The organism is Domibacillus sp. A3M-37 (assembly GCF_024213455.1).
GTDB classification, from domain to species: Bacteria; Bacillota; Bacilli; order Bacillales; family Domibacillaceae; genus Domibacillus; species Domibacillus tundrae.
In genome coordinates this window covers 1-14797 of sequence record NZ_JANAVL010000004.1, presented here as the reverse complement: position 1 = coordinate 14797, position 14797 = coordinate 1, and the positions used below count along the sequence as shown (strand labels likewise).

The window sequence follows — 14797 nt, the reverse complement described above, 5'->3', positions numbered from 1 at the left end:
AGTGGACACCCTTTTTCTTATTGCTTACGGAAATCTCGGGAATTGGCCGAAGTCCGGATCGCGTTTTTCTTTAAATGAATCGCGTCCTTCTTTTGCTTCATCCGTTGTGTAATAAAGAAGTGTCGCATCGCCTGCAAACTGCTGGAGTCCTGCAAGGCCATCTGTATCCGCGTTCATTGCTGCTTTAATAAAGCGAAGTGCCGTCGGGCTCTTCTCAAGCATTTCTTCCGCCCATTGCACCGTTTCTTCTTCCAGCTTTTCAAGCGGTACAACGGTGTTGACAAGACCCATATCGAGCGCTTCTTGTGCGTTGTACTGACGGCAAAGGAACCAAATTTCACGCGCTTTTTTATGTCCGACAATGCGGGCAAGATAACCTGAACCATACCCAGCATCAAATGAGCCGACTTTTGGACCTGTTTGGCCGAACACCGCATTGTCCGCTGCAATCGTTAAATCACATACAACGTGAAGCACGTGGCCGCCGCCGATCGCATAACCCGCTACCATCGCGATAACCGGTTTTGGAATGACACGGATCAAGCGCTGCAAGTCGAGCACATTTAAGCGTGGAATCTCATCCTCTCCAACATAGCCGCCGTGCCCGCGCACTTTCTGGTCGCCGCCGGAGCAAAATGCTTTTCCACCTTCTCCTGCTAAAATAATAACGCCAATTTTTGAATTATCACGCGCACGAGCAAATGCATCAATCATTTCCATGACCGTTTTCGGACGAAATGCGTTATGTACTTCCGGACGATTAATCGTCACTTTGGCAATGCCATTATACGTTTCATACTTAATATCTTCATATTCACGTTCTTTTACCCAATTAACTGCCATCTTGTTTTCCTCCTTTTGTGTTCGACAAAAACGTCTTTACTATTGTACCAAATTTTCCACGTTGCTCCACATGAATTGCATGACCGGCTTCATCAAATTCAATCCATTCGCAAAAAGGGATCAATTCGCTCATTTGACGGGCGATGCCAGTAAACTTTTTATCTTTTGTGCCAGTGAGAAGCAATACAGGCATATTCAGACCGGAAAGCCGGTCCCAGTAGGATGGCTGCCTTCCTGTTCCCATCTGGCGAAGCGATGATGCAAGTCCTTCTATTGACTGCTTCAAGCGCTCAGAACGAATGGTTTCCCGTATGGGCACCGACAACGCTTTTTGCGAGTCAAACATCGGAATGTTTTCCCAAAAATCGACGAATGAAGCAATGCCGCCTTTTTCAATCTTTTGCGCCAGCTTCTCATCCGAAGATCTTCTTGCCGCGCGTTCCTGCTCGTTTTGAAGTCCAGGTGAAGTGCTCTCAAGGACGAGAGAGCGGACAGCTTCAGGGTGTAGAAGTGCCAGAGCCAAAGCCAGCCGCCCGCCCATTGAATAGCCAACAAGATGAAAAGCTGTAAATCCTATTTTGTCCATCATTTGCTTTAATGCTTCAGCTTCGGCTTCAAGGTTGGCTGAAAGGCGTGTTGTCTGTCCATGACCGGCGAGATCCGGCATAATCAGTTGAAATGGGAGAAGCTTTTCCATCCCATCCCACGTGCCGGAGCTTCCGGTGAACCCATGCAAGAAAAGCACAGGTTCTCCCTCTCCTTTTATGTGAAAAAAAAACATCATTGAATTACCTTTTTTGCTGCTTCAATTGCATTCTGCCATAGCTTACGATGAATAGCTGTATTTTCTGCCCGGTCTGTAAACGCTTCTAAAATGGTTACGCCTTCACGTTTTTCCGTTAGTTCTTTCTCCAGCTGGGCAGCACTTGTAATCGGAACATAATGACAGCCATACAATGCCGCTGCATGATTAAACTTTAAGCCGGACGGTGTACCAAACAGCCTCTCAAAATGCTTTTGTTCACCCGCTTGCGGCAAATAAGAAAAAATACCGCCGCCATCGTTGTTCATGATAAGAACGGTCATCGACAAGCCGTTCATTTTCGCCGCCAGCAGTCCGTTTACATCGTGGAAAAAAGATAAATCGCCCATGACAGCAAAAACAGTCTCACCGCTCGCTGCAATACCAAGCGCCGTCGAGACGAGTCCATCAATGCCATTCGCACCGCGATTTCCGTGAAGGCGGACATTTTGTTCTCCTGAAAATAAAAACGAATCAAGGTCTCGGATCGGCATACTGTTGCCCGTAAAAACAGAAGCACCGTTCGGCACTGCCTGCAAAAAACGTCGGAACAAAGCCCCTTCATCCATCCCTTCCGCTTTTTTCATTTCAGATCGGGCTGCTTCGTTCACGTCTTGCCATATTTCGTGCCAATCGGATGGCTTCTGCTCCAGCCGATTAGCCATTTCATTGCAAAAAGCTGATTCATCGACGTTGATCATATGCGTTGCGATGTGTGACGGATCACGCCAGCCTCCATCCGCATCGATAATTACTTGTGGAATATCGTGGTGGCGTTTCATAAAGAGCATAAGCGCTTTAGACACTGGCAGTGCACCGAACCGAATAATCGCTTCCGGTTTTAATGCGTCCTTTACTTCATCATCGCGTAAAAAAGCGTCATAGCTGTCGATCACTTTATCATTTTTCCGAAGCTGCGAAAGCGGGTCAGCAACAATTGGCCAGCCTGTTTTTTCGGAAAGTGACACAATGGCAGCAGCAGCTCCCGGTTTCATGATTTCACCTGCGACAATAAGCCCTTTTTCAACTTGGACCGCTTTGGCAATGTCATCCATCATAATTGGATCCGGCACTTTTTTACCAGAAATCAGCCGGACTGGTGCCGGGATTGACATTCGTTCATAAACGCCATCATAATCCGGCATCAGCGGCTCCCGGTACGGAAAGTTCAAATGAACTGGTCCAGCGGGGGCAGTAAGTGATTCAAACACAGCGCGCGCGCCTTGTGTGCGAACATATTGTAAAGTCGTTTCCGCTGCTTCCGGCATCGCCATTTCCGCAAACCATTTTGCCGTATGTCCATACAAATGAAGCTGATCAATCGTTTGCGGTGCGCCAACGTCGCGAAGTTCCGGCGGGCGGTCCGATGTCAATACAATAAGCGGAACCCGTGAAATTTTTGCTTCAGCGACAGCTGGCATGTAATTTGCCGCTGCCGTGCCCGACGTACACAAAAGCGCAACCGGATTTTGCGAAGCTTTCGCCAAACCGAGCGCAAAAAAGCCGGCCGACCGTTCATCTACTTGAATAAAGGTACGCAGCCGCGGATGCTCTTCCATTAACAAAGCCATCGGTGTTGAGCGGGAGCCCGGGCTGATGACTGCCACCTTGACGCCAGAGCGGACGAGGCTGTCGATAAAATGCGCGTTATACTGCGTCATATTGTCTTGATGGTTACTCATTGCCGCCTCCAATCGCCCGCAGCATAGGCCGCAGTTTCATATTTGTTTCATCAAGCTCTGTTTCCGGATTGGAGTCCGGCACGACCCCGCAGCCTGCATATAAAAAGGCTTCATTTTGCACAATCAGCCCGGAACGGATAGCGACGGCAAACTCGCCATTTTTTCGGTAGTCCATCCAGCCGACCGGTGCCGCATAAAAACCGCGATCCATTTCTTCTAACTCACGAATGACCCTGAGTGCTTTCTCACCTGGCAGCCCGCCTAATGCAGGTGTTGGATGAAGTGTTTCCACAAATCGCAAAATCGAATCTTCTTCATTTGCTTCGCCAACAACCGGTGTATACAAATGCTGGATGTCTCTTACTTTCATGACGACCGGTGCATCCGGTACCGTCACACGCCGGCACATCGACTGCATTTCCTGGCGAATCATTTGCACAACATAGTCATGTTCAATCCGATTTTTGTCATCATGCAATAGTGCTTCAGCTAGTTCTGTGTCTTCCAGCTCTGTTGCACCACGGGCAGTTGAACCAGCCAGGCACGTCGTCAATACAATTTGAGACTGCTTTTTCACAAGCCTTTCCGGAGAAGCGCCTAAAAAGCAGCTGTCCATTGCTTCAATTGAGAAAACAAAGCTGTCTGGCTGTCCTTCATTCAAACGCCGAAGAATGCGGTCAGATGATACCGTTCCATCAAAAGCCGCTGTTACTTTCCGAGCGAGCACGACTTTTTTCAATTCGGTATCTGTTTCGATTTCATCGACAGCAGCCTGAACCGACTTCTTCCAAGCAGCTGTATTACCGGCACGAAGCTCCATCAGTACCGCTTCTTTTTCAGATGGACGCTTCATATCCGATAAGATCGCATGCTTTCGTTCTTCAATTCGGTCAAACAAAAGACTTGAATCCACGTCCTCACAAACTACATTGACAGTCACATATGTTTCACCACCATAAACCGTCATCATCAATTCCGGCACATAAAAAAAAGAAGGCGCAAACCGGGACCATTCTTCTCCTTGACGCCGCATCGGATCAAAAGAAAAACCGCCAAATGCGACAGGACCTGTTCCATAAATATCATACGGGTTGTGTATCGACGAACGGTCTATAAATGCATCCCACTGCGATTCCACATCCGCAAAACGGCCGAAACTTGCGCTTTGGATGGTCCGGACACTTCCCAATCCGGCAATGATCCGCTCGCCGTCGCGGTCTTTAAAATAAAACCGCTCTCCTTTATACCATTCTTTTCCGTTTTCATAAAAACGGATCGGATCGCCTTTTTCTACTTTTTCTACATAGCTGAACAAAGTCGAACTGTTTATATCATTTATAAAATCAACAAAGGCCCCTTTAAGCGGATGCCCCTTTATCATAGCCAATGAAATCCCTCCATTGTGCCGACCACATACGGTCAAACTTCTTTAGCCTCTTATTTTACAGGGCATTAAGACGTTGCGGCAAATGCCGCGCTCTTTATCTTTACTCTTTATTATATACCACTTATATCACATTTTCATTTCTGAATGACAATGTTCGATTTTTCCGAAAACATTCCGGACGGCTGCAATATTGAAAAATGATTGACACTTTTGGTTCCGTTTTCTACACTTGATAAAGGACATTTGTTTAATCGTTCACAATGATGGATTGGGAGAGAAGAATAATGAATCAAACCCCTTCGGCGGATACCGGTTTTCAAATATGGTGGCAGCTTATGCGGCCTCATACGTTAACCGCTGCGTTCGTGCCGGTTTTTCTCGGGACAGCGCTCGCCATTGCGCATACAGACCTGCACGTTCCCTTGTTTTTAGCCATGATGACCGCGTCCCTGCTCATCCAGGCAGCAACAAATATGTTTAATGAATACTTTGATTTTAAGCGTGGCCTCGATACGGAGAAATCGATTGGCATTGGCGGCGCCATCGTCCGGAACGGTGTAAAGCCAAAAACCGTGCTGAATATGGCATTTGCTTTCTTTGGCATTGCTCTTTTGCTTGGTATTTACATTTGCGCCGTTTCTTCCTGGTGGATTGGCTTAATCGGGTTAATCTGCATGGCTGTTGGCTACTTGTATACGGGCGGCCCGCTTCCAATTGCCTATACCCCATTTGGTGAAGCCGCGTCCGGATTTTTTATGGGCGGCGTCATTATTTACATTTCATTTTTCATTCAAACTGGCTTTCTTTCAATGACAGCTGTATTATTTTCGGTTCCGATTATTTTACTCGTGGGTGGCATTAATTTGGCAAACAATATTCGGGACCGTGTTGGCGATAAAGAAGCTGGACGGAAAACGATCGCTATTTTAATTGGCCATGACCGTGCTGTTATGCTTCTCGCTGCTTCGTTTGTCATTGCATTTCTATGGATAATTGTTTTATTGTTTACAGATCTAGGCTCTTTTTGGCTGTTTCTTTCATATTTAAGTATTCCGAAAGCGATCAAATCCATTAATGGGTTTAAAGAAAAATCAAATCCGCTTCACATGATGCCTGCGATGAAAGCGACTGCGCAGACAAACACGATTTACGGATTTCTGTTAGCAACCGGCCTATGCATCAGCTACCTTTTTTAACCCGATCCTTCCAATCGGGTTTTTTTTTATGACAAAACGGTTATAGAGGGATATAGATGAAAGGATGAGACGACTTATGTTGACGAAAGAACAATTGATTGAATTGAAGCAGGAACTGCTCCGCCAAAAACAACAGCTGACTGAACAGCTTGAGCAAGATGAAGAGAATCAAGATGTTGGTGACCTATCTTCATACGCCAATCATCCGGCCGATACGGGCACCGAGCTGTATGAGCGTGAGCGGGATAAAGCGCTTGACGAGCACCGCCGCGTGGAACTCGAGAAAATTGATGCCGCTCTTGCAGCAATGAAAGAAGGTACATACGGCATTTGCAAAAAAAGCGGCGAAGAAATTCCTTTTGAACGGCTACAGGCTGTTCCAACCACTCTTTATTCGGTTGAGAACTCTCCTGACCAGACTCCCGAGACTGACCGCGTGCCGGAAGACCGTATCTCTCACCCGGATGACGGGATTGACAGCTTCAGTGACGCAGCAAACGATGGGACATCTGAAACGCCATCGGACTTCAGTGAAGACAAAGAAAATTACAATGAATTGTATAAAGAAGAGGAAGACGAAAAAAATCCAGCGACGTAACCGCCGCTGGATTTTTTTAAATGTGCCAAATATCTTTCGCATACTCCTTGATCGTCCGGTCACTGGAAAAAATGCCGGAGCCACTAATATTGTGAACCATCATTTTGCGCCATCGTTCTGGATCGTCTGCATAAATACGCCCGGCTTCTTCTTGCGCCTTTCGGTACGATTCAAAATCTTTCAAGACAAAATATTGATCATTTTCCCCTAACAGAGAGTCGTAAATAACGCCAAACAGCCCCTTATCATCAAGCGTGCCATCCACCAACTGGTCAAGTGTTCGGCGAATAAGCGGATCATGATGATAATAATCCATAGAACGGTAGCCGCCTTCTTTATCGTACGCCATAACTTCTTCCGCTTTCAGCCCAAAAATGAAAATATTATCCGGACCTGTCTGTTCTAAAATCTCCACGTTTGCTCCATCCAGCGTCCCCATTGTAAGCGCACCATTCATCATAAATTTCATGTTGCCGGTACCTGATGCTTCTTTACTCGCCGTGGAAATTTGTTCACTTAGATCCGCCGCCGGAATAATATCTTCCGCAAGCGAAACACGGTAATTTTCCATAAAGACAACCGTAATCAGCCCTTTTGTTGCTGGATCGTTATTCACCAGATCGGCGACTGAATGAATTAACTTAATAATCCGCTTCGCATAAAAGTAGCCTGGCGATGCTTTGGCACCGAAAATAAACGTGCGCGGCGCCATTTGATAAGAAGAATCGGCTTTTACTTTATTATACAGCGCCAAAATATGAAGGACATTTAACAGCTGTCGCTTGTACGCATGAAGCCTTTTTACCTGTACATCAAAAATAGATGTTGGATCGACTTTAATACCATTCTGGTCAAAAATGCGCTTCGCCAAAATTTCTTTCCGCTTCGTTTTTACATTCCATAGCTTTTCAAGGAATGCGGAATCGTTTGCATAAGGTGCAAGTTTGGACAGCTCAGCAGCATCCTTTTGAAACCCGTTACCAATTGTATCTGTCAAAAGAGAAGTCAATTCCGGATTCGCTTTTAGCAGCCAGCGGCGATGGGTAATCCCGTTTGTTTTATTATTAAATTTTTCCGGCTGGAATTGATAAAAATCATTCATTTCACGGTTTTTCAAAATTTCGGTATGAAGCCAGGCTACACCATTTACACTATGGCTGCCGGCAATCGCTAAATGTGCCATCCGAACTTCGCTATTGGCAACTATCGCCATTTTCTCAATTAGATTCCATTCTCCTGGATACTCTTCCCACAAACTTTTACAAAACCGTTCATTAATTTCTTCTACGATCATGAAAATGCGCGGTAAAAGTGGCTTGAAAATCCGAATCGGCCAACGTTCCAGTGCTTCTGAAAGCGTCGTATGGTTTGTATAAGCAAAGGTTCTTTCCGTAATATACCATGCGGCATCCCATGAAAGTTGATATTCATCCAACAACAAACGCATCAATTCTGGAATTGCCAAAACCGGATGTGTATCGTTAATATGAATAGCCACATGTTCATGCAAATCCTTCAGCTCACCGCCATTGCCGAGAAATCGGCGCAAAATCGAGCGAATACTCGCAGAAACGAGAAAATACTGCTGTTTTAAGCGCAAAATTTTCCCTTCGTCATTGGAATCATCCGGGTATAAAAATTCAGAGATGGCTTCTGTTTCCCGCTTGTATTTTAGCACATCGTGCATCGGTGTCATTGTCGACATTTCCGCACTCCATAGACGCAATGTATTGATCGTTTCGCCGCCATAACCAACAACTGGCATATCGTGCGGAACTGCCCTTACATATTCTGCATCTACGTGGCGAAATTTGGTGCCTTCTTCACGTTCAATAACATCTACACTGCCCCAAAACGGAACATCTACCGATAAATCCGACTTTCGTACTTCCCAGACATATCCATAACTAAGCCAATTTTCTGGCAGCTCCATTTGAAAGCCATCTACCATTTTTTGCTCAAATAAGCCGTGTTTATAACGAATACCACATCCGTGACCAGGCAAGTTTAAGGAAGCAAGCGAGTCTAAAAAACAGGCAGCAAGACGACCAAGGCCGCCATTTCCAAGCGCGGCATCCGGCTCAATCTCCTCAAGCTCGTCAAGTGGAATGCTTAAATCAGCCAGCCACGTTTCAAGCGTTTCATATAAACCAAGATTGATTAAATTTTGTCCGAGCAGGCGGCCAAGCAAAAATTCAATGGATAAATAATACACTTGCTTATCGCCTTTCCGATAACGCTCGTTCGTCTCAATCCATTCGGTGCTAATATGTTCCCGCACCATACTGCTAAGTGTGACAAACTGCTGAGCACGTGTTGACTCTTGAAAGCTGACACTATAGGATTGCTCCAGCCGCTTTTTAAACGAATCCTGAAACGCTTTTTTATCAGAAAACATGACTTTCCCTCCTGTTGGATACATCCTCATACAGTTTCATATACGCTTTTGCAGATTGCGACCAGCTGTAGTCTGCTTGCATTGCACTCTCGACAATTTTCGCCCAGACTGCGGGCTCTTCTTGATAAAGATATAGAGCACGCTGGTATGTATTCAGCATGTCATGCGCATTGAAATTGCTAAATGAAAAGCCATTGCCTTCCCCTGTTTCTTCATTGTACGAACGAACCGTATCGTTTAAGCCGCCCGTTTCCCGAACAAGCGGGAGAGAACCATATTTCATCGCAATTAATTGTCCAAGGCCGCATGGTTCAAACTGAGAAGGCATTAAAAACAAATCGGATCCTGCATAAATTTGATGCGCTAGCTTTTCGTTAAACCCAATATAAGAGCGAACCTTTTCCGGATATACCCACTCCATCTCACGGAAGAAATGCTCAAATTCCGGGTCTCCACTGCCAAGCAGGATGAATTGAACATCTTCCCGGATCATTTCATGGAATACATGGCGAACGAGATCAAGCCCTTTTTGTTTTGTCAGACGTGAGATCAACCCAACAACTGGAACATCTTCACGTAACGGCAAATGGAAAAACTCTTGAAGTCGGCGCTTGTTTTCTCCTTTTCCAGACATATCATCGACGCTGTAGGGTTCAATCGCTTCATTCGTTTCCGGGCTGTAAATCGAATAATCGAGCCCGTTTAAGATGCCGGTTAAATCGCCCTGCCGTTCTTGAAGTACGCCTTCAAGCTGCTCACCAAAATAGGGATTTAAAATTTCATTCCTGTATGTTGGGCTGACGGTCGTAATTTCATCGGAAGCGACAAGTGCTCCTTTCATAAAATTCGTATTCCCATTAAATTCAAGCTGTCCTGTCTGATAGTGCTGGCTATGTAAGTTTAATAAATCTGTCACAGCCTGAGGTGGAAAGATGCCTTGAAACATTAAATTATGAATAGTGAAAATCGAGCGGATTTTTTCATATCCCGGGCGATGCTGATGCTCAACCTTGAGCATAAACGGAATCATTGCAGTATGCCAATCATGACAGTGCAGAATATCCGGGAAAAAGTCAAGATGATACAATGAATCTAGAACCGCTCTCGTAAAATAAGAAAAACGTTCCCCATCGTCGTAATGACCATATAAACTATCTCTTCTAAAATAATAAAGGTTGTCGACAAAATAATAGGTGACACCATCCTGCTCTAGCTCAAAAACAGCACAATATTGATTACGCCAACCGACAGGCACGGTAAAAACCGCCACTTGTTTCATTTCTTTTTCATATTTTTCGGAAATAAGACCGTATTTCGGCATAATAACCCGCACGTCTACTCCCATTTTGGCTAATTCTTTTGGAAGGGCGCCTGCCACATCCGCAAGCCCCCCTGATTTAACAAACGGTACACACTCTGAGACCGCAAATAAAACTTTCACGAGTTTGCCACCGCTCTTTCAACAGATCCTTTTTTTATAACAAGTGGATTGTCCGGTGTCCCGCGCAGCACGGCACCGTCTTCTATTGATACGTCTTTGTCAAGAATCACATGTTCTAAAATACAATTTTGACCTATTTTACTTTTTTGCATAACAATGCTGTTTTTCACTGTTGAATTTTTCCCGATGGTTACCGCACGGAACACAATACTATGATTTACTTCTCCTTCAATAATGCAGCCATTCGCAATCATGGCATTCGTTACATATGAACCTGCTAAATAATTTGTTGGTGGTTCATCTTTAACTTTTGTATAAATTGGCTGAAACTCATTAAACAACTCGCTCCATTTATCTTTTTCAAGCAGCTGCATGCTCGTTTGATAATAATCGCTAACGGATTTTATCCGCTTTAGAAAACCTTCAAATTCATATTGGCATTTTGTTAGTGAAGAGCTAGAATCTTCGACGACATTCTGTACGGATTGATAGCCGGTTTCATTACGATTTTTAATTAAATCAAGCAAAAGACCCAATGATAAAAGATAAATATGGGCAGATTCGCCTTTATGGACAATTTCTAAAATATCGCATTTTTCATTAATGAACCGGTCCAACGCAGGCGCAAAGTCCATGTTCGCTATAGTAGTACAATTTGACAAAAGGACATATTTTTGATCACTGCGGTTGAAATAATCAAGGTGTTCCGCCAGTCGGCTAAACTGCCCTTCTTTTGCAGGGGCCGGGAAGAAAAAAAGCCCATCGCGCTTGCGATTCAAATCCCAGTCTTTTCCAGAACCTAAATGATCCATTAATGACCGGTATGGAGACCGTGGAAAAATGGCTACACTTTGAATGTCCGAATTGACCATATTGGATAACACGAAATCAATAAGCCGATATCGTCCCGCAAATGGAATGGCCGCAGGAGAGCGGTGAGCTGCGAGCTCACCCATCTCTCCCGGGAGCATTGTTGCATCAATGACACCAAGCATCGATTTTTTCATTAGGCTTCCTCCACTCTTGTCTGTTGTTCAGCGAACTCTGCTAAAAAGGATTCTGTTATGAGCAAGATGTCATCAGAATTATTTCGAATGACTGTGTTTTCCGGTACTTCCAAGTCACTCATAACGATTGCCCGTTCAAGAAAAGAACCGCGGCCAATACGGGCATTCGGCATAACCACACATTCTTTAATAATCGTATCTTCTTCTACTTCCACTCCCTGGAACATGACTGACTGCTCAATCGATCCATCAATTACGCAGCCTTCGTTCACAAGTGAGTGCTTTACTTTTGCCTGCATTCCGATAATTTGAGGCGGCTGATTTGGATTGACCGAATAAATACGCCACGAATGTTCAAACAAATTTAAATCCTGCTCGTCATCGAGTAAGTCCATATTTGCTTCCCATAGGCTTTTTACTGTCCCTACGTCTTTCCAGTATCCTTTAAAAGGATAAGCCATGAGTTTCAACTCATCTGCAAGCATCGCCGGAATAACATCTTTGCCAAAATCATTCGATGAATCTGGATTGCTTTCATCCATTTCTAAATATTTGCGAAGAACTGACCATTTAAAGATGTAAATCCCCATAGAAGCCAGGTTGCTTTCCGGTTTTTCAGGCTTTTCATCGAAGCGTGTTACATTATATTCGTCGTCCGTATTCATGATTCCGAAGCGGCTTGCCTCGTCCCAAGGCACTTCAATTACAGAAATCGTGACATCGGCTTGTTTTTCAACATGATAATCAAGCATTGTGTCATAATTCATTTTATAAATATGATCACCGGATAAAATAAGGACGTACTCGGGGTCATATTGTTTAATATAATTCAAATTTTGATAAATGGCGCTTGCTGTGCCAGAATACCATTTCACTTCAGACGATTCACTGTAAGGAGGTAAAACGGTTACTCCGCCGTTTTTACGGTCAAGATCCCAGGCGCTCCCAATTCCAATGTATGAATTTAACACAAGTGGTTGATACTGTGTTAATACACCAACTGTATGGATACCTGAATTTACACAATTAGATAGCGGGAAATCAATAATACGGTATTTTCCACCGAATGGCACCGCTGGTTTCGCAAGGCTCTCCGTCAATTCTTTTAAACGGCTTCCTTTTCCTCCAGCCAGAAGCATTGCTACACATTTTTGTTTTGCCATGTTAGTTCCTCCCTTTTTTATCTACGCGGCGCAAATAAACTGCGCCAAATGGCGGTACATTTATTTCAACAAAAGCCGGCTGCCCATGAAATGAATCTGAAAATGTTTTAATAAGGTTATTGTTTACTTGATTAGAGCCTCCATATAAAGCACTGTCACTATTGAGAACTTCTTCGTAAAGCCCCTCTTCCGGAATACCTACTTTATAATCACTGTACCCATATTCACCAAAATTACACACAATCAAGAGTGTGTTTCCATCTTTATCTTTGCGAACAAATGACAAAACGCTTTGTTTATGATTATGCACATCGATCCACTCAAAGCCTTCTGGACTATGGTCACGCTCATATAACGCTGGTTCTGCTTTATAGTAATCCATGAGTTTCGTAAAGTAATGGTTGAAGCTACGATGCATATCATAATCCATTAAATGCCAATCTATTTCTTCAAGATCTTTCCACTCTGAAAATGGAGCAAGCTCTGTTCCCATGAACAAGAGTTTCTTTCCAGGATGTGCGATCATAAACATAAGCAGCAGGCGCAGTTGAGCAAATTTTTGCCAATAGTCACCGGGCATTTTATCAAGCAGCGATTTTTTCCCATGAACAACCTCATCATGTGAAAACGGCAAAATGTAGTTTTCCGAGTATGCATACATAAGTGAAAATGTCATCAAGTGATGTTTTTCCGGACGCTCGTTCCAATGGGTCTCCATGTATTCAAGCACATCATTCATCCAGCCCATGTTCCATTTGTAATTAAAACCTATTCCGCCTTGATGAACAGGGGCGGTTACCTGCGGCCAATCACTTGAATCTTCCGCTATCATAAGTGCCTCCGGCTTAAATGAAAAAACAGCTTTATTTAGTTTTTGCAAAAAAGATATACCATGCGGATTAGCTTCAAGCCCATCCCGGTTTGGCCAATAAAAAATATTGGAGACGGCATCTACACGAAAACCATCAATATGATAATAATCCATCCAAAAAAGAGCATTTGAAATTAAAAAGCTATGTACCTCTGTTTTACTTAAATCAAAATTAGCCGTTCCCCATACATAATTTTCGCGGTCCCAGCTATTTTCATATTCATAGCTGAAGTTGCCGTCAAAATTATGAAGTCCGTGTGCATCTTTGCAAAAATGACCAGGCACCCAGTCCATAATGACACCTAATCCTGCACGATGGCATTCATCAATAAAGTACATAAAATCTTTCGGTTCACCATACCGTCTCGTTGCTGCAAAATAACCAGTGCCCTGGTAGCCCCAGGAACGGTCAAAGGGATGCTCTGTTATAGGCATCACTTCAATATGGGTGAATCCTTGTTCTTTCACGTGCGGAATAAGCATTTCAGCTAATTCCCGGTACGTATAAAGATCATTTTCATCTTTTCCTTTTCGTTTCCATGTACCCAGGTGCATTTCATAAATAGCCAGTGGCTCCTCATATATGTGTGAAGGCTGTCTATTATTAACCCATTCTTGATCGCGCCATTCATATCCATTAAGCGCTTTAACTACACCTGCTGTTTTTGGGCGGAGTTCGGTCATAAATGCAAACGGGTCCGTTTTATGAATAACTCTGCCGCTTTGAGCTACAATCTCATATTTGTACAATGAACCTTCTAAGTTAAGCGGAACTTCTAAAAACCATACGCCTTCAGCTGATATTCGATTCATTTCGAATTCTGAGCCATCCCAATTGTTAAAATCACCAATAACCCGTATTTTCTTTGCATTTGGCGCCCATAAAACAAAATATGTCTTTTCATTTTGGATATGAGCCCCGAATAGTTTATACGCCTTAAAAAGATTTCCTTCATGGAATAAATGGAGATCAAAATTGCTTGGATAAAAAGTTTTTGATGACATGGTCCACACCCTTTATTTATGTATTCTTGGTGAAGTGGAAAAGAGGAAAATGCAGAGAATTCAGTATTTATTTCCATATTGTTAGTATTCTTTAAAAATACCTGGTTTTCCTTCTTTATTTTCAACATTTATTTATTTATTTATTTATTTATTATTTTCCCTGTTTTTTTAAAAAATAACTATAAACTGCATGTTAAAATTTCACAAATAAAAAAACACCAGAAAGTTAAAAATAACTTCCTGGTGTTTCGTATGACCCCTACGGGATTCGAACCCGTGTTACCGCCGTGAAAGGGCGGTGTCTTAACCGCTTGACCAAGGGGCCAGCTGGCGGAGAAGGAGGGATTTGAACCCTCGCGCCGGTTACCCGACCTACACCCTTAGCAGGGGCGCCTCTTCAGCCT

Annotated in this window: 11 protein-coding genes and 1 tRNA gene; 2 read left to right on the top strand and 10 right to left on the bottom strand. The window is 43.8% G+C overall.

Translation table 11 applies throughout. The features are described from left to right. Positions 1 to 24 precede the first annotated feature (24 nt). The 4 genes from menB to NLX67_RS08410 are packed head-to-tail and all read right to left on the bottom strand — an operon-like array spanning position 25 to position 4708. Positions 25 to 843, bottom strand: coding sequence for a 1,4-dihydroxy-2-naphthoyl-CoA synthase (gene menB, locus NLX67_RS08425; protein ID WP_046178510.1), 819 nt, complete (start codon positions 841 to 843; stop codon positions 25 to 27). Beyond that, entirely contained in the window at positions 833 to 1627 is a 795-nt protein-coding gene (menH, locus tag NLX67_RS08420; RefSeq protein WP_254311363.1) for a 2-succinyl-6-hydroxy-2,4-cyclohexadiene-1-carboxylate synthase, read from the bottom strand. The genes menB and menH overlap by 11 nt, the downstream gene beginning before the upstream one ends. Then, a complete protein-coding gene (gene menD / locus NLX67_RS08415; RefSeq protein WP_254311361.1) occupies positions 1624 to 3327 on the bottom strand; it encodes a 2-succinyl-5-enolpyruvyl-6-hydroxy-3-cyclohexene-1-carboxylic-acid synthase in 1704 nt (567 codons plus the stop codon). The genes menH and menD overlap by 4 nt, the downstream gene beginning before the upstream one ends. Then, entirely contained in the window at positions 3320 to 4708 is a 1389-nt protein-coding gene (locus NLX67_RS08410; RefSeq protein WP_254311571.1) for an isochorismate synthase, read from the bottom strand. The genes menD and NLX67_RS08410 overlap by 8 nt, the downstream gene beginning before the upstream one ends. A gap of 290 nt (positions 4709 to 4998) precedes the next feature. Here NLX67_RS08410 and NLX67_RS08405 point away from each other — a divergent pair, with 290 nt between their 5' ends. Together NLX67_RS08405 and NLX67_RS08400 are read left to right on the top strand one after the other, a co-directional pair. Continuing rightward, positions 4999 to 5910 (top strand): 1,4-dihydroxy-2-naphthoate polyprenyltransferase, encoded by a 912-nt coding sequence (locus NLX67_RS08405; protein ID WP_082091440.1) that lies wholly within the window; start codon positions 4999 to 5001, stop codon positions 5908 to 5910. Positions 5911 to 5986: 76 nt separating this feature from the next. Continuing rightward, on the top strand, positions 5987 to 6508 hold the full coding sequence (locus tag NLX67_RS08400; RefSeq protein ID WP_052728289.1) for a TraR/DksA C4-type zinc finger protein: 522 nt from the start codon (positions 5987 to 5989) through the stop codon (positions 6506 to 6508). Positions 6509 to 6524: 16 nt separating this feature from the next. Here NLX67_RS08400 and NLX67_RS08395 read toward each other — a convergent pair whose 3' ends face one another. From NLX67_RS08395 to NLX67_RS08370, 6 genes are all read right to left on the bottom strand, one after another. Further along, the gene (locus tag NLX67_RS08395; protein ID WP_046178507.1) at positions 6525 to 8906 is read right to left on the bottom strand and encodes a glycogen/starch/alpha-glucan phosphorylase; all 2382 of its coding nucleotides are present in this window, start codon (positions 8904 to 8906) and stop codon (positions 6525 to 6527) included. After that, positions 8896 to 10347 (bottom strand): glycogen synthase GlgA, encoded by a 1452-nt coding sequence (gene glgA / locus NLX67_RS08390; RefSeq protein WP_254311359.1) that lies wholly within the window; start codon positions 10345 to 10347, stop codon positions 8896 to 8898. The genes NLX67_RS08395 and glgA overlap by 11 nt, the downstream gene beginning before the upstream one ends. Next, positions 10344 to 11354 carry a GlgC family sugar phosphate nucleotidyltransferase gene (locus NLX67_RS08385; protein ID WP_254311358.1) on the bottom strand — a complete coding sequence of 337 codons (1011 nt, stop codon included), beginning with the start codon at positions 11352 to 11354 and terminating at the stop codon, positions 10344 to 10346. Before NLX67_RS08385 ends, glgA begins: the two co-directional genes overlap by 4 nt. After that, entirely contained in the window at positions 11354 to 12517 is a 1164-nt protein-coding gene (locus NLX67_RS08380; RefSeq protein ID WP_254311357.1) for a glucose-1-phosphate adenylyltransferase, read from the bottom strand. Before NLX67_RS08380 ends, NLX67_RS08385 begins: the two co-directional genes overlap by 1 nt. Before the next feature lies 1 nt (position 12518). Further along, the gene (glgB, locus tag NLX67_RS08375; protein ID WP_046178503.1) at positions 12519 to 14393 is read right to left on the bottom strand and encodes a 1,4-alpha-glucan branching protein GlgB; all 1875 of its coding nucleotides are present in this window, start codon (positions 14391 to 14393) and stop codon (positions 12519 to 12521) included. A gap of 253 nt (positions 14394 to 14646) precedes the next feature. Then, positions 14647 to 14718: transfer RNA gene (locus tag NLX67_RS08370), tRNA-Glu, on the bottom strand. Between the last annotated feature and the right edge of the window lie 79 nt (positions 14719 to 14797).

Coding starts and splice junctions, on each gene's coding strand:
- menB (WP_046178510.1), bottom strand. CDS start 843: ATGGCAGTTAATTGGGTAAAAGAACGTGAATATGAAGATATTAAGTAT.
- menH (WP_254311363.1), bottom strand. CDS start 1,627: ATGATGTTTTTTTTTCACATAAAAGGAGAGGGAGAACCTGTGCTTTTC.
- menD (WP_254311361.1), bottom strand. CDS start 3,327: ATGAGTAACCATCAAGACAATATGACGCAGTATAACGCGCATTTTATC.
- NLX67_RS08410 (WP_254311571.1), bottom strand. CDS start 4,708: ATGATAAAGGGGCATCCGCTTAAAGGGGCCTTTGTTGATTTTATAAAT.
- NLX67_RS08405 (WP_082091440.1), top strand. CDS start 4,999: ATGAATCAAACCCCTTCGGCGGATACCGGTTTTCAAATATGGTGGCAG.
- NLX67_RS08400 (WP_052728289.1), top strand. CDS start 5,987: ATGTTGACGAAAGAACAATTGATTGAATTGAAGCAGGAACTGCTCCGC.
- NLX67_RS08395 (WP_046178507.1), bottom strand. CDS start 8,906: ATGTTTTCTGATAAAAAAGCGTTTCAGGATTCGTTTAAAAAGCGGCTG.
- NLX67_RS08385 (WP_254311358.1), bottom strand. CDS start 11,354: ATGAAAAAATCGATGCTTGGTGTCATTGATGCAACAATGCTCCCGGGA.
- NLX67_RS08380 (WP_254311357.1), bottom strand. CDS start 12,517: ATGGCAAAACAAAAATGTGTAGCAATGCTTCTGGCTGGAGGAAAAGGA.
- glgB (WP_046178503.1), bottom strand. CDS start 14,393: ATGTCATCAAAAACTTTTTATCCAAGCAATTTTGATCTCCATTTATTC.